Source organism: Paenibacillus glycanilyticus (genome assembly GCF_023715145.1).
Taxonomy (GTDB): domain Bacteria; phylum Bacillota; class Bacilli; order Paenibacillales; family Paenibacillaceae; genus Pristimantibacillus; species Pristimantibacillus glycanilyticus_A.
Genome location: NZ_JAMBNP010000007.1, coordinates 170,645 through 196,643, shown reverse-complemented (window position 1 = coordinate 196,643; position 25,999 = coordinate 170,645). Strand labels below are relative to the sequence as shown.

Genomic DNA, 25,999 nt, shown 5'->3' with positions numbered 1-25,999 from the left:
ATACTGTAATGAGTTTGAAGCAGAGGAGGTTTGCACGATGGATACGAATCGGGCGATAGAGATTGCCAATTCTCCGATTATGGCAGATGTGAAGTATAACGGGGTGCCAGTCTATATTCAGCATGTGGATGAAGCACAGGAAACAGCCCGGATTTATTCTCTTGCCGAGCCGGATCAAGAGATTGAAGTTCCGCTGCGCAGCTTGGCTGAGCCAACGATGGCGATGGAAGTGGAGCAGATGGCATGCCGTGCAACGGATACGGATAGTGAAGGATAAGGTTGTGTAAAAAAAGCACGGCGGGTTATCGCCGTGCTTTATTTTTTGTATAATGAATCTTTCAGCAGTTAGTTAGATTGTAGGAGAGACATCATTTATGGGACAACAAACGCAATTGAAATCCAGTTTATTATTAATACTCGCCGCTTTGATATGGGGCTTCGCTTTCGTGGCCCAGCGGCAGGGGATGGAGCATACGGGGCCTTTTACCTTTAATGCCGTGAGATTTGTGCTGGGGGCGATTTCCTTGATTCCGCTCATCTGGGTGATGGATCGAAAATCCGGCCAGACGAAGGAGCGGATTCGCGCTTCTTTTAAAAGTGCCTCCGTTTACGGGTTCTGCACGGGGCTTGTACTGTTTGCCGGCGCGTCCTTGCAGCAGGTCGGATTAATGTATACGACAGCGGGCAAAGCAGCCTTTGTTACGGGGTTATACATCGTCATTGTTCCTTTCTTTGGCTTGTTCCTGAAGCAGAAGCTTGGCTTGAACAGCGGCATCGGTGCCGTGCTTGCCATTATTGGTCTTTATTTGTTGTGCATGACGGATAACTTGACGCTGGGAAAAGGAGATCTGTACGAGCTGGTGGGGGCCTTGTTCTGGTCCGTCCATATTCTGATGATCGACCGCTTCTCCCGCAGGACGGATGGGTTAAAGCTGTCGCTCGTGCAGATTGTAACCTGCTCGGTGTTAAGCTTCATCGTGGCCTTCTCTACGGAAAAGGTTGAGCTGTCCGGGCTGTCCGATGCCATTATTCCGTTGTTATACGGCGGGATCTGTTCGGTTGGCATTGCGTATACGCTTCAGATCGTTGGCCAGAGAAACGCGCATCCTGCGCAGGCGGCTATTATACTGAGCCTGGAGACGGTATTTGCGGCCATCGGAGGTTACCTGCTGCTGGATGAAATACTTGGCGTCCGCGCGGGAATCGGCTGCTTGTTTATGCTGGTTGGGATGATCGTGCCTCAGCTTCCGCCGCTGTGGCGGAGGCGCGAGAATAGCGTAAGAGTCTAGCTGAAGAAGGCTTTGACCTCGCGCGCAAATTCGGCAAACAGGGGATACTGGGAGCTGTCATCGGCCTTGTCGAAAGCTTCGGCAAGGCTTTTGTAATACCAGGACTGTTCTTTCTCGCCTCGTTTAAACCGTGCCCAGAAATCCGGACCAAATGCTTCATAATCCCTTTTCATGCTGCGCAGGTTATGGAGCTTGTCGGCGCAAGCGACCAGCCGGATCTCGATCGGAGAAGCGGGGATGCTCTCGATCGTATGCGTTTTGCGTTCTTCCCAGCTTAATGTCTTGTCCGGCTCGGAGCAGCTCTTCACGATAGCCGTAACCTGGGGGCCAAACTTAGCTGCGAGCTGCTGCTCGGTAGTGTCCGTATCCTCCAGCACATCATGGAGAAGAGCAGCTACGATTACTTCTTCGCTGCAGTTATGCGAGGACAAGAGCATCGCCACCCCAAAAGGATGGGATATATAAGGCGTGCCGCTTCCTTTACGGTATTGGGATTGATGGGCAGTTGCCGCAAACTCGATAGCTACGTCTACAACGTTCATTTCATCAGCTCCTATACAATGTTTAAAAATAGTTTACGGATCATGAATTCGATTGTCGAGAAGGCGAGAGAAGCATTTATTAGGCACCGGCTGCAGCTGGCATGCCCAGCGGCTTAACGATGCGCGGCATCGTTAAGCAAGTAAAATAACAGTGTCAGCAAATGCTTAGCGATGCGCGGTATCGTTAACCCTTGCTCAAATGCCAATAGGAAGCCGAAAAGGCGGAAAATGAACGTCCTTAACGATATGCGATATCGTTAAGGACATTAAAAGACGGTTATAGTGAAAGCTTAACGATGCGCGGCACCGTTAAGCTTATTCCGGTGCGTGCGCGATCGGCAATACGCAGACACAAAAAAGGCCCTCCCCTCGTCATCATGGATGACAAGGGAAGGGCCTTCGCTATTGATTACCAGTTATTCCCCGACACTCGCGTGACGGTGAAGTTCGGGCTTTGCGCTTCGCCGTAAATGGCGGAGACGCCCGGGTTGTTGACCTTCACGTTGGTGAAGCTTGCTCCTCCGTATGCAGGGCCTTGGCCTTGCTCGGCACGGACGACAAGCTTGATGCCGTAGCGGGTCGGGTTGTTAATGTTGACGTTCTCGACGCGAATATTTTGCATCGCGAGATTGTTAGGAGCCATGGACTGGAACATGAGGCCGAAGTAAACGGGATTATTGATGTCAATATTTTTGATCAGAATGTTCTTGATCGTCCGGTCTCCGCCGTAAATCCAGATCGCGCCAAAGTTCTGGTAATCATTAATCTTGTCATCGGCGCCAACGCTGGTCCAGAAATCTCCGCCCGTGCGGTCCAGCGTTGCTCCGTCAATAACCGTGTCCTTATCGCCAAAGCCTAGCGTGTTGTAGCCAAAGCTGTAGCTGCTGATCGTAATGCCGGGATAGGTTAACGTATCCGCGCCGTACAGGTTCTGGAACAGGTTATCCGAGCCGCCGTATACGGCAAAAGCAGCCGCGCGTCTGACAGCCGTAGCGGTCAGGTTCGTGTATTTGTTGCCGACATTGTAGGAACCGCCGGAATCAACCGCGCTGAACAAGGCGAAGGAGTCGTCTCCCGTACCGCGCGCATAGTTGTTGTCGATAACATTGTAGGAGGAGCCGTTGGTCATGTTAATGCCGTCCGCGAACGTATTCTTGATCCGGTTATCCCGGAACGTGTTGTAGGAGGAATTAACGCCCCAGTACAGGCAGACAAAATGCTCCACCCAAACGTTCTGAACCGTTACGTTCTGCATGCCGTTGCCGTCGATGAATTTGCCCGGTCCGTCAACGCGGTTAATATAGTTGCCCCAAGCCGACAGATCGCGGATAGTTGATCCGTTGGCCGCAGAGCCGATATTGAATCCTACATCCAGATTGGACTGATTCTGAGGGGCAATCAGCTTGGTGTGCCAAGGACCGGCGCCTACGATCTCCGTTGCGCGGCCGTAGAGGAAGATTTTGCTGCTAATCGTCCACTCGCCGGCAGGGATGTAGATGCCTTTTTTCGTTGTATCCTGTCTGAATTCGTTTAATGCCTGTTCAATCGATTTGGAGGAAGAGACGGTTACATATTTGGTTGGATCCGGATTTGCCTGAGGCGGCGCAACATTCTCGGTCTCGAGCATATCGACATAGATCCAGGATACGTCGCCCGCATCCTTCTGAATTTTGATTTTTGTTCCGGCAGGATACACCTGATCGAGCATCAGTTGAGCATCCTCATAGAGCCAGTAAGCGGTTAAGCCGGCGCCAGGCGCATTGTCGTAGCCAAGACGGCCAAGCGTGCTAGGAGTAGCGTACAGGTAAGAGTACTTGGAAGAAACGTTGAATTTCCCTTTGCTTACGCCGTCTGCATAAATGCTGACCGTTCCGGTCGTGTTCTCGGCAACAGCGTTGCGGAGAACAAAGGCGTTCGCCGGAGAAGTCAACGTGAACTCGACATATTCGCCCGTAGCGTCCAGATGAACAGCCGAGCGTCCGGAAGCTTCGCCCGCATAGTCGCCAGGCTTGAAGTTTGGAGCAAGCTTGCTGCCATTGGTTGCATTGGATGACGATTCTGCCTCAATAATGGTGAACGGCATGTTTGCCCCGCGGCCCGAGTACAGGCTTACCGCGCTGCTGTTGTTCGTTTGTTTGGTGCTTACTTCATTGCCGTCGGCAGCAACCGTAGAGGTTACCGAGTAGCTGCCGTTCACGGCAGTCCAAGTGCCCATTGTAACGTTAACGGACTGGCCTGCGGCAAGGGAGCCGTTATACGTGCCGTTCCAGGTTTGAACGGTTGCGCCCGCTGCATTTTTCAGCGTAACGGTAATCGGATGAGCGCCGCCGCTTGAAGCCATATTGCCTTGGTTTTTCAGATTGGTCGTAAAAGCAACCGAGTTGCCCGCGCTTGGATTGCTTGGGTTCCAGGTCGTCGATACGATGAGGTCGGAGCTTTGCACAGCGGCTACCGTAATGCCTGCCGAGTTGCTGTAGCTGTTGTTGTTATTGTTTTGCTCGATAACGGTATTGCTCTCGTCTACCTTGGCGCTCACCGGATAGCTGCCGGCGTTTTTCGCTCCGGCATTAACGGAGACGGTTGCGGTAGCATTAGCGGCCAACGCGGCTACAGAAGCTGAGCCAACAAGCTCGCTGCCCAGGTAGAAGTTCACAGAGGTGGCAGGGGAGCCGGCATTGCCGATATTTTTCACGGTCGCGTTAAGGGTAATGGCGTCTGTTTCCACCGGAGCGGAAGGCGTCCAGGTCATGCCTGTAATCGTCAGGTCCGGGTTCGGAGCCGGCGTGCCGTAGATCTCGAACTCGGCTACCTGTCCCCCCGGTGCTCCGGAGTTAGTCGAAATGTTCAATTGAACCTTGCTGGCCGTTGCGGTGACCGGAATGGTGACCGAGTTGCCGGATGATGGATTAAACGTATACGACTGCGCGGATACCAGATTGCTGAAGGTTGAGGTCGTCTGGTTAGCGCCAAGGACTTGGATCGTTTGTGTGCGAGTGCTCCATTCGGCTGCCGGGTTAAGCTTCACCACGACGGAGGTAATAGTATGATTGGCACCCAGATCAACGGTCAGCTGGCTTGGGTTGCCGCCGCCTTCCCAGTAGGTAGACGTGCTGCCGTCATTGCCGTTCGCCGCTACATACGTAAAGGTGGAAGAAGAAGCGGAAATCGTCTTGCCTATTGCTACGTTCGAGCCGGCAGGAGGAGTTGGAGTAGGCGTTGGAGTAGGCGTCGTTGTAGGCGTAGGCGTTGGAGTCGGTGTTGGTGTAGGTGTTGGTGTTGGTGTTGGTGTTGGTGTTGGTGTAGGAGTCGGTGTTGGCGTTGGCGTTGGCGTTGGTGTCGAGGAAGCTGCCACGGAAATCTGGTCCAGATTAATGTTGCCGGAGTCGGTAGCGTCATATTTGTAAGCGATCGTATTATTGCCGGCATTTAGTGTTAGCGTCTCTGTCTTGGTTCCCCAAGTATCCCAGTTCGCCAAATTGTTCAGCGAGGTCTGCCGGATCTTGGTGCCATTGACATAAATGCTTAAGGTGCGTGCCGCGCCTTGGGCATTTGCGTATTTGAGCGTAGCGTCATAGCTGCCTGCCGAAGCAACATTCACCGTAAAGGTTGTTGCCGCGCCTTGTGTCCAGTATCCGTCAACAAAGCCGGAACCGGAATAGCCCGTATGGTCGGTGTTCACTTTAGCCCCGCCGGACAGCGCCGCGCTTTCGGCTTGGTAAGTACCGGACGGAGGTGGTGTAACCGTTGCGCCATAGATTTCGAATTCGGAGATTTGGCCGGCCTGCCAGCCCGTATTAGCTGTAATGTTCAGGCGCACATACCGTGTGCTCGATGCAGGGAAGTTGATGGTTACCGCGTTGTTGTTCACGGTTGGGTTAAAGACATAGCTTGCAGAGCCAACTAGATTAGTGAAGGTTGAGCCGTTTGTACTGCCTTGTACGGAGAGCGTCTGTGTACGCGTGGCCCAGCCGGCAGGAATCTTCAGAACAACCTGATCAATGCTGGTGCTTGCGCCAAGGTCGACTTGGATCCATTGCGGGAAGGCGTTGTTGGTGCTTTCCCAGTATGTAGCCTGATTGCCGTCAGCTACATTGCCTGCGACGTAGACGTCGGCATAGCCGCTGGCAGTAACGGTTTTGCCTATGGCAAGGTTGGAGCCGCCCGCCGCAGAAGAGGCAGAAGGGTAGAGCGTGAGCTGGGACAACAGAACGGCGAGCGCAAGAGAGAGCATCATAAACGGATTGCGGTGCAGCCTTTTGCTTAATGCGAACATAAAAAACCTCCTAATTAGAATGATCAAAAATTAATGCGCTTACATTTTGTTGCGCGAAGCTACATTTGATCACCTCCTAAAAGAATTATCACCTAAGGGTCGTGTGTACCGGCCACTGTGATAATTCTTGCTTCGAAAGCATGGGCTAAAAGAATTGTCACCCAAGGGCTGTGCTTACCGGCCACTGTGACAATTCTTGCTTCGAAAGCATGGGCTAAAAAGAATTGTCACCCAAGGGCTGTGTGTACCGGCCACTGTGACAATTCTTGCTTCGAAAGCATGAGCTAAAAGAATTGTCACCCAAGGGTCGTGTGTACCGGCCGCTGTGATAATTCTTGCTTCGAAAGCATGAATCCACCGGAATAAAAAACCAATACCTGACGGTTGCGCGGTATTGGCGGGTTCGAGTTTCTCATGAGGTTTTTGTCCGAACTATGAGCATAGCATAATCCAGTTCACGCTTTTGCTGAAGATGTATTCCTACGATGAACATGTGCGATTCTATGAATCGGTTTAAAGCCGCCCCAAACAAAAAAACCGGCACCGCTTTAGTAGCGGCACCGGCCTATAATTACATATCCTGTTCCTTCAAATAAGCAAGCGCAGAGCGCATCTTCCCGACATAAGCAGCCTCTCTGCCGGTACACATGAACTGTACATGGCCTTTGCCCCGTCCAGCCTCGATGCCGTAACGGCTAAGCATGGCGGATAGTCGCCGTATCGTCCCCATATTGCCATTTACAATCTGTATATGCGCAGGCAGGATTTCCTCCAGAATTCTCGTGTAGAACGGGAAATGCGTACAGCCCAGCACCAGTATCCCGTATTCCTTCAGATCGTAAGGAGCCAGCTTGGCGAGAAAATAATCCTTCAGCACGTTTGGATCGAATTGAAGCGATTCGCAATATTGCACCAGCTCGGGCATCGGGAGGGAGTCAACGATTCCTTCTCCATCCACGCGGGAGACGAGCGCATAATATTTCGGCATCCGGAGCGTCAGCGGAGTCGCCCAGACGAGAACCTTTTTCCCCGTTGCGCGGTTCATCTCTACAGCAGGCTTAACGGCGGGTTCCATCCCGATAATGGGAAAAGAATACCGCTCCCGCAGCTCGTTAATCGCAATGCTCGTCGCCGTATTGCAGGCGACAACAAGCGCGTCAATGCCCTGCGCCACCATCTGCTCAACGGTCTGAAGCACGAAGGAGCGAACCTCCTCCTCGGACTTGGTCCCGTACGGAACATGCTTCGTGTCGGCCATATAAAGATAATTCTCGGCAGGAAGACGCTTCAGCGCTTCTGCCAGTACTGTTAGTCCTCCGAGTCCGGAGTCGAAAATACCGATCGTCATAGATTATAAAGTTCCTATCCCCATATGATTACACCCAGCATAACGCGATCAAGGGATTAGGGCAAGACTACGATCGGATTATTTTGACGCCGTCTACCCCGTCATCACTCTTTCGACCGGATAACGGTACTTCGAGTTAGTCTGCTGCCCGCCAATAATATAGAGGAAAGACGTCAGCCCGATTCTTCCGATAAACATAAGCAGCATGAGGATGCATTTGGCAAAGATGCTTAAGTCCGGCGTAATGCCGGTGGACAAGCCCACCGTACCAAAGGCGGAACACACCTCCAGAATAATCGCCACAAGCTGATGCTGCTTGTCCGAGAAGCTGATGGCAATAACGGAGAAGGAGCACATCACGATAGCCAGCATGGAGATGGCCAGAGATTTCATGATATCGTCCTGATGAAGCTCGCGCCTAAACACCTTGAAATCCCGGCGTCCTCTGGCGAAGTGGTAAACAAACAGCATATTAAGGGCGAAGGTGGTGGTCCTGATCCCGCCTCCAACCGAGTTGGGCGAACCCCCGATAAACATATAGACGCACATGAGCAGGAGAGTTGGCATTGTCAGATGGGTAATGTCCATTGTCGTGAGACCTGCGCTTCGGGTCGTTGCCGCCTGGAAAAAGGCGTAGAAGAAGCTTTCATGCCAGGTCAAACCTTTGAAATAATGCTGAGACTCGAACAGCAGGATCATAATCGTGCCGATGGCGAGCAGAGCGAAGTAGGTAAAGGTCGTAAGCTTCGTAAATAACGAGAACCGGAAAGGCTGGTTCAGTTTCAGCTTGTGCCGGGACAGGAAGGCTTTCAATTCAATTAAGACGGGAAACCCGATCGCGCCAAAAACAATAAGCAGAATCGTGACCAGCTGCACGAAATAATCGTCTTTGAACGGGATTAGGGACTGGCCTGTAATGTCCATGCCGGCGTTGGTCGTTGCGCTGACGGATGCAAACAAGCCTTGCAGGAAGGCCTCCTGCCAGGTAGGGAAGTAGCTCAGGAAGCGCAGCCCGAAGATCACCGCTCCAATCAGCTCGGTGAGAAGGGTAATCTGCAATATCTCTTTGACCAGCTGGACCAGACCGGATAAGGCGAATTGATTGTTGTCGACCATGATGAGACGGCGCTCGCGCAGGCCGATTTTGCGCCCGATCATGAGCCAGAAGAACGTGCTCATTGCCATTATGCCGATCCCCCCGAATTGAAGGACGATCATAATAACGAAGTATCCAAACACGCTGTAGGTTTCCGCCACGTTAAATACGCTGAGACCGGTGTCGCTCACGACGCTGACGGCCGTGAAGACGGTGTCGAAGAAGGAGACGCGCACTCCCGGCTTATGGACCGCGGGAAGACTGAATAGAAGAATGGATAATAACACGGCCAGAATATAGTAGCCGGTGATGACTTGGGCTGGAGAACGCCTTCCCACCCAGTCTTTTGATTTTATAAACATAAGATCCTCTCCATCGATCAGGATAGCCATAATATGGTTGGATTGATGCCGAAATATGCGGGTTACGGTGGAGCTCCAATGCGGATCTTGGCGCCGCAAAAAACCGCTGGAGCACATCGCCGGACAATATTGCGAAAAACGGCAAGCAGCTGAAACGCATTAACGCGAGCTATAACGGCTACGTATCGGCTGATCCGAAGCCGGGCTCCCGCGTATATTTCTACATAAAGACAAGCAGCGGGGCAACGGTTACCGTCGCTGAACGCAAGGTCAACCTGGAGGGCGCTTTTAACTTCCGCGACCTTGGCGGTTACAAAACGACAGACGGCAAAACCGTAAAATGGGGCAAGCTGCTCCGCGGCGAAGAGCTTGGACATTTAACGGCAGCCGATCTGAAGACGATTCAGGAGATGGGCATCAAGACAATGTGGACTACCGCACCGACGCGGAGGTAAAAGCGCTGCCCGATCCTGTTATCCCGGGCATTCAGAACATTCGCACCGACGCGGGCAACGCCGGCTCTACGGCAGATTTGACCTCCATGATCTCCTCCAGTCAGATGAAGGACGAGGCATCGGCGGTTCAAATGATGGCCGGCTTCAACAAGCAAATGGTTGACAGCCCGAAATTCTATGTGCAGCTGATGGAATTGCTTAATGATCCAAGCCATATCGGCTTGCTTTTGCACTGTACGGCGGGTAAAGACCGCACCGGTCTTGGCTCCGCAATTATTCTCCTGGCGCTTGGCGTAGACGAGAAGACGGTTATGGAGGATTACCTCCTGAGCAATGTGTACCGCGCGGAAGCGAACAAGAAAACGATTGAAGCCTTAAAAGCGCAAGTGCAGGACGAGAATGTCATTGCGGCGGTTACCGCTCTGATGGGCGTGCAGAAGGAATTCCTGGGGGCTGCCATTGATGAGATGAAGGCGAAATACGGCTCGATCGACGCTTTCCTTGAGAAAGGCCTGGGCATTACCAAAGCGGAACGCGCCAAACTGAAAGCAATGTATACAGAATAATGGAGAAAGCCCGCTCGCCGATGATGGCTGGCGGACTTTTTTTAACTATGGGAGAGAGTAGGGTATAATAAGAAAAAAAGAAAATGGAGAATGAGATGACGGACAATAAACCGATCGTTGGATGGAAGCTCGAGACCAGCTATGCTGATCTGCCGGACTTATTATATACGAAGCAACAACCAGTTCCTGTGCGTGCCCCGAAGTTAATCAAGTTAAATGAATCGCTTGCTGCAGAGCTAGGGCTCAATGCGGAGGCTCTGCGCGGAAGTGACGGCGTAGACGTATTTGCAGGCAACCAGGTTCCGGACGGGGCAGAGCCTCTTGCACAAGCTTACGCCGGTCATCAATTCGCTTATTTCAACAGGCTGGGAGATGGCCGTGCCGTGCTGCTTGGCGAGCAGATTACTCCGCGGGCAGAGAGATTCGATATCCAGCTGAAAGGCTCCGGAAGGACGCCTTATTCCCGCGGGGGAGACGGCCGTGCTGCGCTTGGCCCCATGCTTCGGGAATATATCATCAGCGAAGCGATGCATGCGCTGGGCATACCGACGACCCGCAGCCTTGCGGTCGTGACGACCGGTGAAGAGATTGTGCGCGAAAGCCTGCTGCCCGGCGCGATCCTGACCCGGATTGCCGCAAGTCATATTCGTGTCGGCACCTTCCAATTTGCCGCGCAGTGGGGGACGCTGGAGGAGCTTCAAGCTTTGGCGGATTATACGATCAAGCGTCATTATCCTGATCTGCAGGACGGAGAGAACCGTTACGTCAGCTTCCTGAGGGAAGTAATCAAGCGCCAGGCAGCGCTGATTGCCAAGTGGCAGCTGGTTGGTTTTATCCACGGGGTAATGAATACGGACAATATGGCGATAAGCGGCGAGTCGATTGATTACGGACCATGCGCCTTTATGGATGCGTACGATCCGGCTACGGTCTTCAGCTCTATCGACCGGGAGGGCCGGTATGCGTATGGCAATCAGCCATATATCGGTTCATGGAATCTGGCGCGCTTGGCAGAAGCGTTGCTGCCATTAATGGACGAGGATGAAGAAGGAGCTATTGAGCTGGCTCAGGACGCCTTGTCCGACTTCGGTGAACTGTACCATCAGCATTGGCTTCAAGGCATGCGGAAGAAGCTCGGCATCTTTAACGAGGAGCCGGAGGACGAGGCGCTGATTGAAGCTTTTATGCTGCTGATGCAGCGGAACAAGGCGGATTATACAAACACCTTCCGGGCTTTAACAATGGATAAACCGGAGGATACCGTGCTCTTCGGGACGCCGGAATTTGCGGAATGGCAGGAGCGGTGGATGGCGAGACTCGGCAGGCAGGAAGAGTCCAAAGAGGACACTCTGAAGCTGATGAAAAGCAGCAATCCCGCCGTCATTCCCCGCAATCACCGGGTAGAGGAAGCGCTGGAGGCGGCAGAGCAAGGGAATCTATGCGTGTTGGACAATTTGCTCGCAGCGCTCTCGAATCCTTACGCTTACACGGAAGAACAGGCCGATTACGCCTTGCTGCCGGAAGATTCGCCGCGTCCGTACCGGACATTCTGCGGAACCTGATTCAGGGAGATTAGCGATATGAAATTTGATTTGGGACGTTGTCTGCTGCAAGAGAGGCTGGAGGAGCGCGGCATGAGCCGGGAAGCCTTAGCCAAAGCATTGTTATATAAGCCGGAGAGGCTTGCCGATTATATCGACAATAAGCGATTAATGCCGTTAAAGACGGCGATCTCGATTGCGGCTACCGTAGGCTGTTCGGTAAATGAGCTGTATGAGCTTCTTCCGGCTATAGAAGGAGACGGTAGAGATGTCGAATAAGAATGTAGCGATTGCTTTATACAGGCCGCATCCGGGCAAGGAGCAGGAGCTATATGCCATTGTTAGAGAACATGGCCCTGCGCTTAAGCGGGAAGGGCTTATCACAGAGCATCCTATGCTTCAACTAGAGGCAGAAGACGGTACCGTCATTGAGATATTCGAATGGAAGTCCGAAGAGGCAAAGAAACAAGCGCACATCTCTCCTGATATTTGGCCAATCTGGGAGCGGATGATGGCAGTCGCGGAGATGACCGGTCTGGCAACGCTGAAAGAAGCGGGACAGCCTTTTCCTGACTTTAAACGGCTGGAGCTATAGATAGGCAAAAGGACGGGGATCCATGGATTCCCGTCCTTTTGTATGAATCAGTAAGGCAGCGGCCTGCCTTCCAGGTAAGCCTTCAAATTAGCAAGAGACATAGAATAGCCCTGCTTAACGGGTTCAGCCTGCTCCGCATCCTCGTAGCCGGATTCGGACATCGTCACCGTTGTTCCAGCGTCGCGCTCGCGAAGCCGGAAGGTGGTGATAACAGGGACATCGTTAGCTCCCGCGTAATCCCATCTTAAGGCAAACCGGCTAGGCCGCTCATATGCGGTAATATGTGCTTCTAATGTATTCACTTCTGTCCCGTTGTGGTATTTGCTTGGGGAATGATGGAAGAGAGCCTTAGCACCTTCCTCCGATTCAGTAATCTCCCAAGGAGAACCGGGAGAATACCATTGCGACAAGGCTTCCGCCTCGGTAACCGCACGCCATACCGCAGCAATGGGTTGTTTAATATCTATTGATGTCTCAACAATATGCGATTGAAGCTGCTGCAATTCATCGGCATATTTCGGGTACCAGTGCTCCCACTCCTCCCGGCGGTTAGCCAGAGGTCGTTCATGGTCCAGCAAAGACTGAATGACTTCCAGGCAGACATGCCAGCCTGCGAGGTCTTTGGGCGTATGCTCGGACGGTTTATGGATGCTCTCGATTAACAAGAGCCGGCAGCCGCCGTCTTTATCGTGGAATTCAAACCGTACGGCCATATCTTCTCCCCAAGTAAAGGCAAGGACAGCTTGGGGCTCGTAAGCTGTAATGGTCATCGTCTCGTAAGTGCCGTCGCCCATATTAAAGCTGAGCTGCCCGCCTTCCCGAAGGTCCTCGGCACGCAGCTCGGAGAACCATTTGGGAAGCTTTTCGTTATCGGTAAAATAAGACCATACTTCTTCCTTGGAATGATTAAGCCTGCGTTCGAATGTGACGGTGTAGCCCGTGCCATCTTGCGTAATGGTGGCCAGCATAATAATGAAATCCCTCGCCTTCACGTCGGTATTTAACCAAGATACGAATCAGTTAGCCCTCTCAGATTAACAGATCGCCTCGAAGGATTCAAAGAGACTTACAGGAAGACGATTCCGGCCACGCCCGCCGCGGCAATCACGGTTAACGGATGCCATTTATATTTGACCAGCAGCCATAGACATCCCGCGCAGATCAGCAGCGTAAACCCGGTCATCCAGGTATAAGCCCCCGGCTTGTCGAAGCCCCCGAAGTGAATGGCGGCGTAGGCGATCAGCCCCGTGATAACGGGCCGCAAGCCGTAAAAAACGGATTTGATCGTCGGATTATGCTGAAAAGGGAAGAAGAAGGCGGACAGCACAATAACGACAATCAGCGAGGGAAGAACAATTCCGGCACAAGCTGCAATAGCGCCGGTTATTCCTGCCGTGTCGTAGCCAATTAAGGTAACGGCGTTGGTTGCGATTGGCCCCGGTGCCATGCCTGCCAGGGAGACGGCTTGCTGAAACTCCGCGTTTGTCATCCACCCATGCGAGACAACCTTATGCTGAATCATCGGAATAACGGTATAACCGCCGCCAAATGAGATAAATCCAATTCTGAAGAAAGTAAGGAACAAGTCCCAGATCATGTGCAGCACTCCTCGTACAGGTTAAATGTAATACTCCGGATATATGAGCTCTTGCCCCGGATGACGGGAGGAAGGCTTCTCCGTATGGGCTTTCATGCCGGCTTTCCTCTTGGCCAGGATCAGGCAGATGCCAATCACGATACCGGCAGCAACAACAATCAGCGGCGTAACCGGGAGCGGCAGCAGAGTAAGGAGCGCGAGGGCTGCCAATCCGGCAGTTGCTTTATCAAATATGGCGGCTTTGGCCATCCGGTATGCTGCCATGGCGATGAGCGCAACAACCGCGCCATGAACGCCCTTCAGGGCAGCCTCCAGCTTGGGATTGTCTTGAAATTTCAGATAGAACAGACTAAGCGCGATGACAATAACAAAGGTTGGCAGCGTAACGCCAATAACCGCCATGGCAGCGCCAGGCATTCCGGCTTTCCGGTAACCGATGAAGGCCGCGGCATTGACGCCGACGCCGCCTGGCGCGGAACCGGCTAAGGATACGACATCGGCGAGATCCTTCTCGGCTATCCATTTGCGCTTCTCCACGACTTCGCGTTCAATGACCGGCATCATGGCATAACCGCCGCCAAAGGTGGAAGGACCAATCCGTACAAACACCCAGAACAGCTGTGCCAGAATATAGAGTCGTTCTTTCCAGTTTGTCTGCATATAACTCTCTCCTTTTGACTATAACAAGACCATTATAACAACTTTATTTCATTTTGAATTAAAGTGAGGGTTATTTTTTTATAAGGAATGCTTATACCTACAAAATCGAGTGGAATTCCAATTAAACTTTGAATCGTTTATTTCGATTTCGAATAAAGTCGGGCGGATTAGTTAGTCATAGCCCCTATTTGGGATCTGGGTTATAATTGCAGATAGAAAAAACGAACGTTAATTTATTGGAAAGGATGAAACGATGAGTTATTCTCCGCGTTCCGTCCCCTCACATAAACAGCTGATTTACGACTACATCGCGAATCTAGGACCCGTTGCGAAAGCGGAGCTGCTGGAAGCTCATGATCTAACCAGCAGCACGATGACTCGTTTATTGGATGAAATGGCTAAAGAGGGCCTAATACTCGTAACCGGACTAGGTCCGTCGAATGGCGGAAGAAAGCCGCTGCTCTATCAGGTGAATCCTGATCACGGGTATATATTTGGACTGGAAATTTCCAGATTCACATCCACGCTTGGTCTGTTTGATTTGAATATGAACCAGAAATCGGTCATCCGCTGGCGGATGGACGAGACGATGTCGCCCGAACGTCTGGTTGCTCATGCGGCCGGCATGATGCAGGCTTTCAGGAAGGATCACGCCATCGGGCAAGACCGTATTCTTGGACTGGGAATTGGTGCAGTGGGGCCGCTCGACCGCAGCAGCGGCATGATTATCAATCCGCAATATTTTCCGGCTAAAGGCTGGGAGCAGGTCCCGATATGTTCGATGTTCGAAGAAGCCACGGGGATGCCCACAATGCTTGAGAATGGGGCAACCACGGCGCTTGTTGGCGAGCATTGGTCCATACGCCACGAGAACGTGGAGCATGCGCTCTACGTCTCGGCGGGTGTCAGCTTGCGCTCGGCGATGATGTCCTACGGGCGGATCGTATACGGAAAAGTCGATACGGAAGGTTCGATCGGGCAAATGATCATCGATGTGGACGGCCCAAGGCTGGGGGACTCCGGCAATTACGGATCTCTTGAAACCTTCGCTTCAGTACAGGCCTTGGAGAGACAGGTACGGACCAGGCTAAAGCTTGGCGGGAGCTTATTGCTCCAACATATCGCCGCCACGCCTGAGCAGGTTAATCTGGATACGATCACTTCCGGTCTGAACGCAGGGGACCCTTTTATCCAAGAAATGTTCCAGCAATCCGCCTCGTATTTCGGAATAGGGCTGGCAAATTTGATTAATATGTTCCATCCGGAGCTTATCATTCTTGGCGGGGCATTAATTAACGCTAATCCGATGTACTATCAGGTAGCGACCGAAGTAGCCATGAAGAAGACGTATTACGGCGAAGCGTATGCTCCGCAATTTTCGATGGGCTTATTGAAAGAAGATGCGGTCGTAACGGGGGCCGCTTTAATGGTGAGAAGCCGGATGAAGTTGTAACCCTATGCCCAAGCCATTCCGTGCGTGCCGACTTATAATAAATAAGTTGTTACGTATGCCATGGGGAGGAGATAGGTGTGAAATTGTATAGCCGGGGCAAAAAAGAATCTATGCCGCTGCTGCTGTATATGCCGCAGAAGCAGTCTGGATTTCTATGCCCCCCTGGCCGCAGCGAGCAGACGGGGAAAAGCGGGAAGAAGCAGCAAAAGCCCGCAAAATCCAATGCGACAAAGTCAAGTATGGCCCCGCGGCAATCGAATAAAAGACAGCCTTTGCGAAGGCTGAGAGGGCGGGAAGTACCGGGATGGCAGGATAGGCTGGATGAAGAGCCCGAGTATGAAGCTGCGCCATCGCCTAAACCAAAAGCGAAGGCTGCCATCGAACCCGAGCGAAAAGTGGAACCCGAACAAAAACCGGAGCCTAAGCTTGAGCCTAAGCTTGAACGTATAGCTCCTGCTGTTCCCGCGTTCGTTCATGCTCCGGCTGCAGTCCACGTTCCGACGAAGGGTCCGGCTCCGATGCCGGTATCCGCTCCGATGAGAAGGAATCTGATGTATGTCTCCTTGCATGACGAGGATCAGATACTGGTCATGGACGGAGAGACGGAGACGATCATAGATACAATCCCGTTACTTTCTGGCGGATCTCCCAAGGGAATTGCCATAAATCCGGTGACGAACCGAATTTATGCGCTTAATAGCAGCAAGCATCAGCTTTTGGTTCTGGACGGAAGCTCGAAGGAAGTGATAGCCGTTGTTCCGGTTAGTCCGTTTCCTTCCAAGGCAGTCGTGAATGGGAAGACGAACCGCGTCTATATTACTAGCTCGCTTTTGAATACCGTCGATGTTCTGGATGGGGAAGCAAACGACCTTATTGCATCCATTGGGGTGGGCAATATTCCCGCCGGGATCGTCATTAATGAGGATGCAAACCGGATTTATGTCGCTAACGGCAGCCCGGATCACGATATTTCCGTCATTGATGGCTGGACGAATACAAGACTATTCCCGGATATTCCGGCTGGACGCGAGCCGGGGCTCCCAGCCATTCATGACGAAGCGAACTTGATTTACGTGCCAAACTTCAAGAGTAACAGCGTGACCGTTATTTATGGAGCGACAAATACGGTAATCGCAACGATTACGGAACATATCGGAGATAAGCCTTATGCGGCGGCCGTGGATTCCTTCGCTAATCTGGTCTACGTATCCAACTTCGGAAGCGACAGCGTCTCGGTTATTGATGCGGCAAGCCACAAAGTGATAGAGACCATCCCGGTTGGCGTCTGTCCGAAAGCCATTGCCATGAATACAAGCGCAAACCGAATTTACGTGGCGGTAAGCGATGGAATTGATGTTATAGACGGAGAGACTTGCAAGGTTATGAACAAAATAATAACAGCCGCCAGTCCAAGCGATCTGGCCCTTTACGAATAAATAAAGCCGGGGCGTGCTTCTTGCGAAGTACGCCCCGGCTTTTGCCTTGGCGGCTATACCGTTGCCGTCGTTTTGTACACTTCCCGAATGGCGTCCTCCACATTGGGCTCCATGACGCTAATATCCTGAATCGGGAGCTTCTGCGAGAGAGCAGCAATGAGCTCCGAGGCGGTGATGCTCTCCTTCTCGAACTGGTACCAGATTTTAAGCCCTTCTTGCTTGATGACCGTGGCATGTGGAGTAGTGAGATCGTTACATGGCTCGTGAAGCTCTACAACCAGCATGCGATGAGGAGTAAGCTTGTGAATGATGGAGCCAATCGGACCATCCTCTACGATCTTGCCGTTATTTACGACAATAATCCGGCTGCAGAGCTGCTCCACGTCATCCAGATCATGAGTCGTCAGAATAACGGTAACTCCTCGCGAGCGGTTAATCTCCTTAATGAAATTGCGGATCGCATGCTTCGCATCGGCATCAAGCCCGATGGTAGGCTCGTCGAGGAATAAGACGGATGGCGAATGCAGCATCGCGGCCGCGATATCGCCCCGCATGCGTTGTCCAAGCGACAGCTGTCGCACGGGCGTATCGATGAAATCTTGCAGCTTCAGCACATCGGTCAGAACGGCAAGATTCTCATCATAGGCGGTTTTGTCAATCTGGTAGATCCGGCGAAGCAGCTCGAAGGACTCCCCAAGCCGCAAATCCCAGTACAGCTGCGTGCGCTGTCCGAATACGACGCCAAGCTTGCGGACAACCGCCTTCCTGTCGGTTTGCGGGGAGATGCCGCATACTTTGATGGAGCCCGCGGTCGGATGGAGAATGCCGGTCAGCATTTTGATGGTGGTGCTTTTGCCGGCGCCGTTAGGACCGATGTAGCCGACAATTTCTCCCGGAGCGATAGAGAAGCTGATGCCGTTTACGCCGTTAAATTTCGTTTTCTTAGGAAACAGAAGGCTCTTGATCGAGCCGCGCAATCCGCTTTCTTTCTTGACAATTATATATTCCTTCACGAGATCTTTAACCTCAATAACGGTTTCCATTGTTGCCTGATCCCCCTATGGCTTAAGAGCCTGCGCTCTCGTAATTTTTCATGCCGAATTTGAAGATGCCGCCCGCGATCAGGAAGCAGATGATGCCAACCAGCGGCGTCCATAACGCAAAGCTGAGCGGAAGGTCCAATCCGCCGCTGTCCGCATTCAGGAACTCGGCAGCCGGATAGAAGCTGATGAAGCCGATCGGGATGATAAAGGTGAACAGGGCTTGCAGGAAATAAGGGTACATGCTGAGCGGATACATCGTTGCTCTCTCCAGCATCGTAAGGGCGAAGCCAACCATGGAGCCGTTGCGCTTGGTCCAGAAGGCAATGGTCCCAAGGCTGGTGAACAACGCCGCACGAATCAGGATTCCGCCGATCAGCACGAGAATCAGCTTGCCGATATTGGCGAGCGACCAATCGAAGCCTGCAATTTCCGCTCCGTATAGAAAGATGATTACTCCCGGTATACAGTCGATCAGACCGATAAAATTCACATAGCTTGCGACCAGCTGGAAGAACACGTTCATCGGACGGAGCAGGAGACGGTCGAAGCCGCCGTTAATGACCATATGGTCGATACTCCAGGTGTTGATGAAGAAGACAACAAAGATGCCGTGGCTGATCAGTCCTAATCCGTAGAGGAAGGTCAACTGCGGGAAATCCCAGCCGTTAAGCGCCTGGAAGCGGTCGACAATAATCTTGAGCATCCAGATGCCGGAGAAGTATTGAATCGGAATCATCAAGAGCCAGCTGAACAAGAACAGCGGATACTCCAGCTGACGTTGAATGGCAAGACGCGCCCAGCAGGAAGCGACGGATACATAATGCTTGATCGTAGATACCATAAGGGCGTCTTCAGCCTCCCTGAATTAGAGTTTTTTTCTTCGTGCGTGCCCATCCTGCTGCCAGGATAAGATACAGAATGGCAATCCATACGGCTTGTACCCCCATGGAGGTGAAGGCTTCGGATGTGCTTGTATTGCCGATATAAATGCCAAGCGGAGTCTGGTAGGTATATTGAAAAGGAAGAAACTTCGATACGTTCTGCACGGATTCCGGGAAAAACCACAGCGGCACGATACTGCCGGACAATACGCGGACGATGCTGTCTTTCACATTCCCCATGTTGCCAAGCTCCATCACCCAGAACGCAATGAGTCCAACGAGCGCGCTGAGCAACCATAGAATGGCGTAGCTTAACAGGCAGCTTGGAAGAAAGAGAAGAAAGCTCTGGAAGGAAGCCGGCCACGGGACGCCAAAAAAGAGGGAAGCGAATACGACAAGCGGGAGTGCTCTGTTAAGCAAGGCGCTGAACATCTCCCCGATATCTTCCGCCAAGTAACAAGCAAGAAGGGGAATCGGGCGGTAGAAGTCCGTAACGATTTGTCCTTCCCGTATTTTGTAATAGATCGTGTTCTGTACATCGCATACGAAGATGGTGGAGATCGTGATCGAGAGAATGGTGTAGGTCGTTATCTCCTGCAGGCTCAGGGCCTGGGCGGCTCCTGCGTCGCCTTTGTAAGCGGTCTGCCACAGGAATACGGATGCCAGCATCAGAATAAGATTTGTTGCTACGGAAGTGAACACTTCAAACCGGTAAGTCAGATTGGTAAGCAGCTTCATCTTTGTTATATACCAGTAAGCCTGAAGCATATTAACCCCCTTAAAAGTGACTTCATATGTAAAATATGACAATTGCAATAACGATAATATATTAATCGATTTCATTAGCGTAAGCTATGTAAATTTTTAATATAGTTGTTTAGGAGAGAAGGCTTGGGGGGCGATAGCAAGAATTGATGCGTGACCGAAATATACGGAAGGAAGCCGCGAAGCAGCTGGTGGAAGAGGGCATGTTTTAGGGCTTTTTTCCATTAAATGCATTATTGGATTTGCCTATGAAGATTATTGATTTTATATATTATTCAAATAGTCTCTTCGGTTATATGATGGATTAAATAAAAAAACAGGGGAGAGGAATAAAGATGAATAAGTCCGTCTATGACTTTCAAATTAATGAGATTAATGGGGAGCCTGTTCATCTGTCTGCTTACAGTGGCAGGGTTCTTCTAATTGTCAACACGGCAAGCCAATGCGGTTACTCGAAGCAGTTCGATGGCCTTCAGCATTTATATGAAAAATATTGGATGCACGGGTTTGAAATACTGGGCTTCCCGTGCAATCAGTTTAATGGCAAAGAGCCCGGCAGCCACACGGAAGTAGAAGAGCATTGCAGGCGCAAGGGGGTAACCTTCTCGTTATTTGAAAAGGTGGAGCTCCGTGGAGCCAATGTTCATCCGCTCTTTCAGTATCTCACGGAGCAGGCGCCTTTCCAGGGCTATGATGAGGATAATTCCGACGAGAGGTGGATGAAGGAATTCCTCCGGCAGGAACATCCGGACTTGTATGAAGGCGACGTCGTAAAATGGAACTTCTCCAAGTTTCTTATTAACCGGGACGGACAGGTAATCGCCCGATTCGAGCCAACGACGCAGCCGACCGACCTGGAGCTGGCTATTGAGGAAGCCTTGTCCGTTGATTAATGAATCGAAAAGTAGTCAAGAAGGCCGTTGCTGTAGGAGCTTCGGTCTTTTCCTATTGTCTGCTCTTGAATCTCGCGTTAAAGGCGGCTTCGTCTCCCTTGAAGACGTTAATATCCACATAAGCATCAATCCCGGCAATATGTCCGCGGTTATTGTACTGCCAGAAGATCCATGGGCGGTCGTTCCTCAGGCCGGGATGCCGAACCACGTCTCTGATCCAAATCTCGTGATCGTTGAAGCTTCCCGCAATGTAAGCGTGAAACGTATCGTAGGTCACATACAGGATAGGCCGCTGCTTGTAATGCTGCTCCAGCTGAGCGGAGAGGGCAGTCAGTTCACGCTGTATAAGCGGAACATTCTTGTCGAGAGCAATCTCAATATCAATGACGGGAGGAAGAGCAGCTGCCTCATTAGGAACCTTCTCTATAAAATGCGCCGCTTGCTCAGCCCCGGTGCTTTGCGTGGTAAAGAAGTGATAGGCGCCAGTCAGCATCCCGTTGCTTCTGGCCTGCTCCCAGTTCGACTTGAAGTAATCATCCGTCATGTCTTTCCCTTCGGTTGCTTTGATATAGACGAATCGCCACTTCCCGCTGCCGGCAACCTTGTCCCAATTAATCTCGCCCTGATAATGGGAGACATCGATTCCCCTGATCTTGTATTTGGCCGCGAACAAGCTGTTATGCCAGATGATGCCCTTGTATTCGAGCACACCCGCAATGAGGACCAACAGCAGCATGGCCGCGGATAGGGTCTGCCACCTCTTTAGCTTCATAGGTATCCATCCTTATCGAAATAGAATTCCAAACGATCAATAGACGATGCCTTGCCTAAATTTGTTTCCGAATATTTCTCTTGCCTCGCAAGATTACCCGGATTAAGATAAAAAGTAAATATATGGTATGTGCAACTGGCGTAAACGTGGAGTACCACGAGGGAGCACATATGTCTTAAGCCGTACGCCTGGGCAGAGTATTTGTCTCCTTTATGATACAAGGGGCAAATACTCTTCTATTTTTGGCGCATGCTTACGAGGCAAGAATTGCAATGAATGTCGGTTCTCGATAATTTTATTCTTTTTAGGAGGATGGTCGTATGGAGAAGGCGCAGCGGAAAAGGAATGTGGCGATTCTGATCTATGACAACGTAGAAGTGCTGGATTTTACGGGTCCGTTTGAAGTGTTTATTTCGGGCAGCAACCGCGGCCAGGACTTTCATGTCTTCACGGTAGCCGAGCATAACCGTCCTGTTCTTGCCTTAGGTGGTCTTAGCATTAATCCGGCTTATACGATTCATGACTGCCCGACACCAGATATCGGCCTCGTCCCGGGCGGCTGGGGCTCCCGTCAAGAAATGCATAACAAGGCGCTGACCGACTGGATTCGCAAGTGCGCGGATGAAGCCGAGCTCTTGCTGTCCGTATGTACGGGAGCGCTTCTCCTCGCCAAAGCTCGGGTATTGGAGGGTCTAAAGCTAACGACCTATCATCTTGCTATTGAGGAGTTAAGGCAAGTGATGCCGGAATCGGCTGAAATTGTGGAGAACGTCAGGTACGTCGACAACGGGAAAATTATTCTGTCTGCCGGAATTTCGGCCGGGATAGATATGTCCCTTTATGTTCTTGGCAGGCTCTATGGCGAAGAGAGGGCTAGACACGCGGCATGGCTGATGGAATATGACTGGCGGGCGCATAGCTGAACGTCAATCAGCACTTGTCAATCCGATTATCTCTCCCTATACTTGAAAATGATATTCACTTTCATTCATTATACAAGTACTGGAGAGAAGCATAATGGCGTTGGTGCTTAACCAGAATGACATTGATACATTAACAAATGATTACCGCATGGCCGTAGAACCTTCCGGGGATCTTGAATTGTCTCTGCCGGTCAATGATTTATTGGACCCGGAGAAAAGCCGAATCTATATGGAACGCGTAGCTCCCATTTTCCGTTCTTCCTTAAGTACGGCCTCCGTGTCGATGTTCATGAAGAGATACGGATTCCTTGCGGCCGCTCCGGCTCTATATGCGATGAGTCTCCTCGATAAAGGACTGGACTGCTCCGCGGCTAACAGTCATTTGGAATCCTTATACAAGGGAGATACATGGCTCCCCAAGCTGAGGTTATCGGATATGACGGTTTCTCTGCCTGAAGAAGGCAAGCGGGAGGAATGGCGCGATTTGATTATGAAGCGGCTTTTTGCAGATAACATTTCCCTGGTCCTGCAATCCTTAAAGAAGCTGGTTCCGGTCTCGTCAGCCGTATTATGGGAGAATGCCGCGATCTACATCTTCTGGCTCTATGAGAAACGAATGGGCGAAGGGGCGGCCCCCGAGCAGCGGGCGCGTATGGAAGAAGACTTCCGTTATTTGGTCCAGGAGGCGCCAGGTCATTTGTTTGGCGAATCGCGGAACCCTTTGACCCGGTTCTATACGGAGAAAAGACGCACGAAGGCATACGAAGATCCTGTTCGCATACGCAAAACTTGCTGCTACTATTATCAGACGACACCGGGAGAAGAAGACTTCTGCGGCGGCTGTCCGAAAGTAAAGCATGAATTCGTTTAGCCTAATATTCGTGCAGCCTAATATAGTAGGGCTTGTTAGAGGGACATGTTGGATATTTCAACATGTCCCTTTTTGCATGCCTATTTTCAAGAAAGTTCCATAACTATATTGACAGTCGATATATCGATTGTTAATATATAAATATAAGATATATCGACACACGATATAGGTGGGGGATACGAAAGGATTGATGATGTGAAAGAGATGCTGCCGCTTACGGAGGCATTTTATTATATTTTAATCGTTCTATACGAGGAGCCATCGCATGGATACGGGATTATGCAGGATACCGAGAAGATGAGCAACGGGCGGGTAAAGATTGGAGCCGGCACCTTATATACGGCGCTTAACACCTTATTAAATAAAGGGCTAATTGATCATTACCCTGTGCCTGAGGGTACAGATTCGCGGCGCAAGATGTATGCCATTACGGAGACGGGCGAACAGGTTCTGGAGGCTGAGGTAACAAGGCTGGAGGAGCTTCTGCAAGTTGGGCGTCAGGCCCTGATCACGAGAAAGGGTGAGGCAGTTGAATGAACAGCTGGAAAAGCGTCATCGTCTAGTTATGGCCTGGAATTATGAAAAGGGAGAGCAATGGCTGAACGAGTTGTCCGGTCAAGGATTGCATTTTAAAAAAGGCGGGCTCATAAGCAATTCTTTCGTGCGCGATGAATCGGTCCGGTATACGTACAGGATGGATTATCAGATGGGGAAGGAAGGCGAGAAGCTCCAGGAGTATCTTGATTTGTATCAGGATGCGGGCTGGGAATATGTCAGTTCATTCGGATTGACATGGCATTATTTCCGAAAGGAATGGCAGCCGGGAGAAGAGCCTCAGCTGTATACGGACCGCGAGTCGTTAGTCATGCTATATAAAAGGTTACAGCAGGTTTTCAGTATAATGATGGTCGTCAATCTTATCTTAATGTTTGTGAACATAATTAACTTGAATACCTTCTTTACAGAGGGCTTATGGACGCTAGGCATACCGCTGTTGATTCTCTATCTCTCTCTATTTGCCTTGTTAGGATTTGGCTGTTGGAAGATACAGCAGAAAGTAAAGAAGCTTAAGCTGCATATTTAGTCTGGAAGGCTGCAAACCTTGGGGTTTGCGGCTTTTTATATTATGATGAAGAGGATGCACAAAGATAAACTAATAAGGAATTAATCGCATAAGACGTCTTTAAAATAAAGGAGTGAGACAGGGATGAAACAGAATCAGTTAGGTAGCTCTGAGATCTATGTAGGTGAGATCGGACTTGGATGTATGTCGCTTGGCACGGATGAGGAGAAGGCGTCAGCCCTTATTCATGAGGCACTGGAGCGGGGGGTTACCTTGCTCGATACAGCCGATCTGTATGACAGCGGCAAGAACGAGGAGCTAGTTGGCAAAGCAATCCGCGGACGGCGTGAGCAAGTGGTGCTCGCGACCAAGGTTGGCAACCGGAGAATTCCCGGTCAGGAAGGCTGGGCATGGGACCCGTCGAAGGCGTACATTTTATCCGCGGTAAAAGAGAGCCTCCGCAGGCTGGGTACGGATTATATTGATCTGTATCAGCTTCATGGCGGTACAATCGAGGACCCAATCGATGAGACGATCGAAGCGTTCGAGCAGCTGAAGCAGGAAGGCGTTATCCGGGAATACGGCATATCCTCGATCCGTCCAAATGTGATCCGGGAATATGCATCCAGATCCTCTATCGTAAGCGTAATGAATCCATACAGCATCGTGGACCGACGCGCAGAGGAAACGGTGCTTCCGCTTCTCGCGGAGAAGGGAATCAGTCTGATTGCCAGAGGGCCGGTTGCGAGCGGAGCGCTTGCGGCAAACCGTCAGCCTTCCAAAAGCATGCCGGATTATGAGCTGGAGGAGCTGCTTTTGCTTCGCGGTCAACTAGAACAGCTGACCAGCCCGGAGCGTAGTCTCTCGCAGCTTGCGATCCGTTATTCCCTCAGTGATCCTTCCGTAGCCGTAGCCATTCCGGGAGCAAGCTCCCGCGAGCAGCTTCTGCAAAATATCGCGGCCGCGGGCATTCCGGCTTTATCCGAAGAAGAAGTGCAGCTCATTCGCCGCTTGAGCAAAGCGGGCGCGTACAAGATTCACCGGTAAGTATTTCACAGCGCGGGGGTCGTTGTTCGGATATGCGGTATGAGCGGAATATCATGAAGACGGAAGTAGAGTCGATGAGGCTTGTGGCTGACAATCCGGCTTTGCCTGTCCCCCGCATCTATACGTACGATTCGTCTTGCGAGCTGATTCGGGCGGATTATTTCGTTATGGAGTATGTAGAAGGGACCGCACTGAACAAAATAAGGGACTCCCTTGCTCCGGAAGAGAGGGAGGACATTGTCCGTCAGCTTGGCGGTTATAGCCGAACAATTAATGCCTATAAGAACAGCTTTTTTGGCTCGCTTCAGCCCGGTGGCCGGATACGGGATTAACGGGTTAACCGAATCCGAGCGGAGAAGGCGGGTGCTGTACGACTTCTATCTGGATCTTATTTTCATTATCGAATGCGCCTACCGCAAATATCAGAATCAGGATCATATTAAGTGGACGCGCGAGAATCTCAAGCAGGGCGTAAAAGAAATACGGGCCTTATAAAATAACGAAAGCTGATGACGGTCGAGGGACGTT

Annotated in this window: 25 protein-coding genes, 2 pseudogenes and 1 riboswitch; of the genes and pseudogenes, 16 read left to right on the top strand and 11 right to left on the bottom strand. The window is 51.3% G+C overall.

Annotation, left to right across the window (positions count from 1 at the left end):
* Nucleotides 1-37 precede the first annotated feature (37 nt).
* A pseudogene (locus M3194_RS20125) lies at nucleotides 38-211 on the top strand (H-type small acid-soluble spore protein); the annotation flags it as partial.
* 163 nt (nucleotides 212-374) lie between these two features.
* Nucleotides 375-1,289 carry a DMT family transporter gene (locus M3194_RS20120; RefSeq protein WP_251655871.1) on the top strand — a complete coding sequence of 305 codons (915 nt, stop codon included), beginning with the start codon at nucleotides 375-377 and terminating at the stop codon, nucleotides 1,287-1,289.
* On the opposite strand, the gene M3194_RS20115 is transcribed toward M3194_RS20120, so the two are convergent.
* The 4 genes from M3194_RS20115 to M3194_RS20100 all read right to left on the bottom strand — a co-directional run bounded on the left by M3194_RS20115 (nucleotide 1,286) and on the right by M3194_RS20100 (nucleotide 8,910).
* Entirely contained in the window at nucleotides 1,286-1,831 is a 546-nt protein-coding gene (locus tag M3194_RS20115) for an HD domain-containing protein (RefSeq protein WP_251655870.1), read from the bottom strand. The two genes, M3194_RS20120 and M3194_RS20115, sit on opposite strands and share 4 nt — an antisense overlap.
* A gap of 409 nt (nucleotides 1,832-2,240) precedes the next feature.
* Nucleotides 2,241-6,104 carry a discoidin domain-containing protein gene (locus M3194_RS20110; protein ID WP_251655869.1) on the bottom strand — a complete coding sequence of 1,288 codons (3,864 nt, stop codon included), beginning with the start codon at nucleotides 6,102-6,104 and terminating at the stop codon, nucleotides 2,241-2,243.
* 571 nt (nucleotides 6,105-6,675) lie between these two features.
* Nucleotides 6,676-7,452 carry a glutamate racemase gene (gene murI, locus M3194_RS20105; protein ID WP_251655868.1) on the bottom strand — a complete coding sequence of 259 codons (777 nt, stop codon included), beginning with the start codon at nucleotides 7,450-7,452 and terminating at the stop codon, nucleotides 6,676-6,678.
* A 93-nt stretch (nucleotides 7,453-7,545) separates the two neighbouring features.
* Nucleotides 7,546-8,910 (bottom strand): TrkH family potassium uptake protein, encoded by a 1,365-nt coding sequence (locus M3194_RS20100; protein WP_251655867.1) that lies wholly within the window; start codon nucleotides 8,908-8,910, stop codon nucleotides 7,546-7,548.
* A 41-nt stretch (nucleotides 8,911-8,951) separates the two neighbouring features.
* Here M3194_RS20100 and M3194_RS20095 point away from each other — a divergent pair.
* From M3194_RS20095 to M3194_RS20080, 4 genes and pseudogenes are all read left to right on the top strand, one after another.
* Nucleotides 8,952-9,931 (top strand): annotated as a pseudogene (locus M3194_RS20095) (tyrosine-protein phosphatase).
* A gap of 95 nt (nucleotides 9,932-10,026) precedes the next feature.
* Complete coding sequence (locus M3194_RS20090; protein ID WP_251655865.1) at nucleotides 10,027-11,493, top strand: protein adenylyltransferase SelO; 1,467 nt, start codon at nucleotides 10,027-10,029, stop codon at nucleotides 11,491-11,493.
* Nucleotides 11,494-11,511: 18 nt separating this feature from the next.
* Nucleotides 11,512-11,751 carry a helix-turn-helix domain-containing protein gene (locus M3194_RS20085; protein WP_251655864.1) on the top strand — a complete coding sequence of 80 codons (240 nt, stop codon included), beginning with the start codon at nucleotides 11,512-11,514 and terminating at the stop codon, nucleotides 11,749-11,751.
* Complete coding sequence (locus M3194_RS20080) at nucleotides 11,741-12,067, top strand: antibiotic biosynthesis monooxygenase (protein WP_251655863.1); 327 nt, start codon at nucleotides 11,741-11,743, stop codon at nucleotides 12,065-12,067. The genes M3194_RS20085 and M3194_RS20080 overlap by 11 nt, the downstream gene beginning before the upstream one ends.
* Nucleotides 12,068-12,114: 47 nt before the next feature.
* On the opposite strand, the gene M3194_RS31495 is transcribed toward M3194_RS20080, so the two are convergent.
* The 3 genes from M3194_RS31495 to M3194_RS20060 all read right to left on the bottom strand — a co-directional run bounded on the left by M3194_RS31495 (nucleotide 12,115) and on the right by M3194_RS20060 (nucleotide 14,324).
* Nucleotides 12,115-13,035 (bottom strand): SRPBCC family protein, encoded by a 921-nt coding sequence (locus M3194_RS31495; protein ID WP_311291488.1) that lies wholly within the window; start codon nucleotides 13,033-13,035, stop codon nucleotides 12,115-12,117.
* 98 nt (nucleotides 13,036-13,133) lie between these two features.
* A complete protein-coding gene (locus tag M3194_RS20065) occupies nucleotides 13,134-13,664 on the bottom strand; it encodes a chromate transporter (protein WP_251655862.1) in 531 nt (176 codons plus the stop codon).
* Between the two features lie 21 nt (nucleotides 13,665-13,685).
* On the bottom strand, nucleotides 13,686-14,324 hold the full coding sequence (locus tag M3194_RS20060) for a chromate transporter (RefSeq protein ID WP_251655861.1): 639 nt from the start codon (nucleotides 14,322-14,324) through the stop codon (nucleotides 13,686-13,688).
* 253 nt (nucleotides 14,325-14,577) lie between these two features.
* On the opposite strand from M3194_RS20060, the gene M3194_RS20055 reads away from it, so the two are divergent.
* On the top strand, nucleotides 14,578-15,777 hold the full coding sequence (locus M3194_RS20055; protein ID WP_251655860.1) for an ROK family transcriptional regulator: 1,200 nt from the start codon (nucleotides 14,578-14,580) through the stop codon (nucleotides 15,775-15,777).
* A 77-nt stretch (nucleotides 15,778-15,854) separates the two neighbouring features.
* Complete coding sequence (locus M3194_RS20050) at nucleotides 15,855-17,213, top strand: hypothetical protein (protein ID WP_251655859.1); 1,359 nt, start codon at nucleotides 15,855-15,857, stop codon at nucleotides 17,211-17,213.
* Nucleotides 17,214-17,266: 53 nt separating this feature from the next.
* Here M3194_RS20050 and M3194_RS20045 read toward each other — a convergent pair whose 3' ends face one another.
* From M3194_RS20045 to M3194_RS20035, 3 genes are read right to left on the bottom strand one after another with little or no spacing between them, the layout of a single operon-like run.
* Nucleotides 17,267-18,256, bottom strand: a complete 990-nt coding sequence (locus tag M3194_RS20045) for an ABC transporter ATP-binding protein (RefSeq protein WP_251655858.1) — start codon at nucleotides 18,254-18,256, stop codon at nucleotides 17,267-17,269.
* 22 nt (nucleotides 18,257-18,278) lie between these two features.
* Nucleotides 18,279-19,097 carry an ABC transporter permease gene (locus M3194_RS20040; protein ID WP_251655857.1) on the bottom strand — a complete coding sequence of 273 codons (819 nt, stop codon included), beginning with the start codon at nucleotides 19,095-19,097 and terminating at the stop codon, nucleotides 18,279-18,281.
* Nucleotides 19,098-19,107: 10 nt separating this feature from the next.
* Entirely contained in the window at nucleotides 19,108-19,905 is a 798-nt protein-coding gene (locus tag M3194_RS20035) for an ABC transporter permease (protein WP_251655856.1), read from the bottom strand.
* Between the two features lie 332 nt (nucleotides 19,906-20,237).
* Between M3194_RS20035 and M3194_RS20030 the strand changes: the two genes are divergently transcribed.
* On the top strand, nucleotides 20,238-20,795 hold the full coding sequence (locus tag M3194_RS20030) for a glutathione peroxidase (protein WP_251655855.1): 558 nt from the start codon (nucleotides 20,238-20,240) through the stop codon (nucleotides 20,793-20,795).
* A gap of 52 nt (nucleotides 20,796-20,847) precedes the next feature.
* On the opposite strand, the gene M3194_RS20025 is transcribed toward M3194_RS20030, so the two are convergent.
* Nucleotides 20,848-21,567, bottom strand: coding sequence for a glycoside hydrolase family 25 protein (locus M3194_RS20025; RefSeq protein WP_251655854.1), 720 nt, complete (start codon nucleotides 21,565-21,567; stop codon nucleotides 20,848-20,850).
* Nucleotides 21,568-21,688: 121 nt separating this feature from the next.
* Nucleotides 21,689-21,768, top strand: a riboswitch (ZMP/ZTP riboswitch).
* Nucleotides 21,769-21,887: 119 nt separating this feature from the next.
* Here M3194_RS20025 and M3194_RS20020 point away from each other — a divergent pair.
* The 7 genes from M3194_RS20020 (at nucleotide 21,888) to M3194_RS19990 (ending at nucleotide 25,966) form a co-directional block, all read left to right on the top strand.
* Nucleotides 21,888-22,490, top strand: a complete 603-nt coding sequence (locus M3194_RS20020) for a DJ-1/PfpI family protein (RefSeq protein WP_251655853.1) — start codon at nucleotides 21,888-21,890, stop codon at nucleotides 22,488-22,490.
* 94 nt (nucleotides 22,491-22,584) lie between these two features.
* A complete protein-coding gene (locus tag M3194_RS20015) occupies nucleotides 22,585-23,361 on the top strand; it encodes an IucA/IucC family C-terminal-domain containing protein (protein ID WP_251655852.1) in 777 nt (258 codons plus the stop codon).
* Nucleotides 23,362-23,565: 204 nt separating this feature from the next.
* On the top strand, nucleotides 23,566-23,898 hold the full coding sequence (locus M3194_RS20010) for a PadR family transcriptional regulator (protein ID WP_251655986.1): 333 nt from the start codon (nucleotides 23,566-23,568) through the stop codon (nucleotides 23,896-23,898).
* A complete protein-coding gene (locus M3194_RS20005) occupies nucleotides 23,891-24,445 on the top strand; it encodes a DUF2812 domain-containing protein (protein WP_251655851.1) in 555 nt (184 codons plus the stop codon). The genes M3194_RS20010 and M3194_RS20005 overlap by 8 nt, the downstream gene beginning before the upstream one ends.
* A 123-nt stretch (nucleotides 24,446-24,568) precedes the next feature.
* Nucleotides 24,569-25,471, top strand: coding sequence for an aldo/keto reductase (locus M3194_RS20000; protein ID WP_251655850.1), 903 nt, complete (start codon nucleotides 24,569-24,571; stop codon nucleotides 25,469-25,471).
* A 53-nt stretch (nucleotides 25,472-25,524) separates the two neighbouring features.
* The gene (locus M3194_RS19995) at nucleotides 25,525-25,803 is read left to right on the top strand and encodes a phosphotransferase family protein (protein ID WP_251655849.1); all 279 of its coding nucleotides are present in this window, start codon (nucleotides 25,525-25,527) and stop codon (nucleotides 25,801-25,803) included.
* Nucleotides 25,766-25,966 carry a hypothetical protein gene (locus M3194_RS19990; protein WP_251655848.1) on the top strand — a complete coding sequence of 67 codons (201 nt, stop codon included), beginning with the start codon at nucleotides 25,766-25,768 and terminating at the stop codon, nucleotides 25,964-25,966. Before M3194_RS19995 ends, M3194_RS19990 begins: the two co-directional genes overlap by 38 nt.
* Nucleotides 25,967-25,999 lie beyond the last annotated feature (33 nt).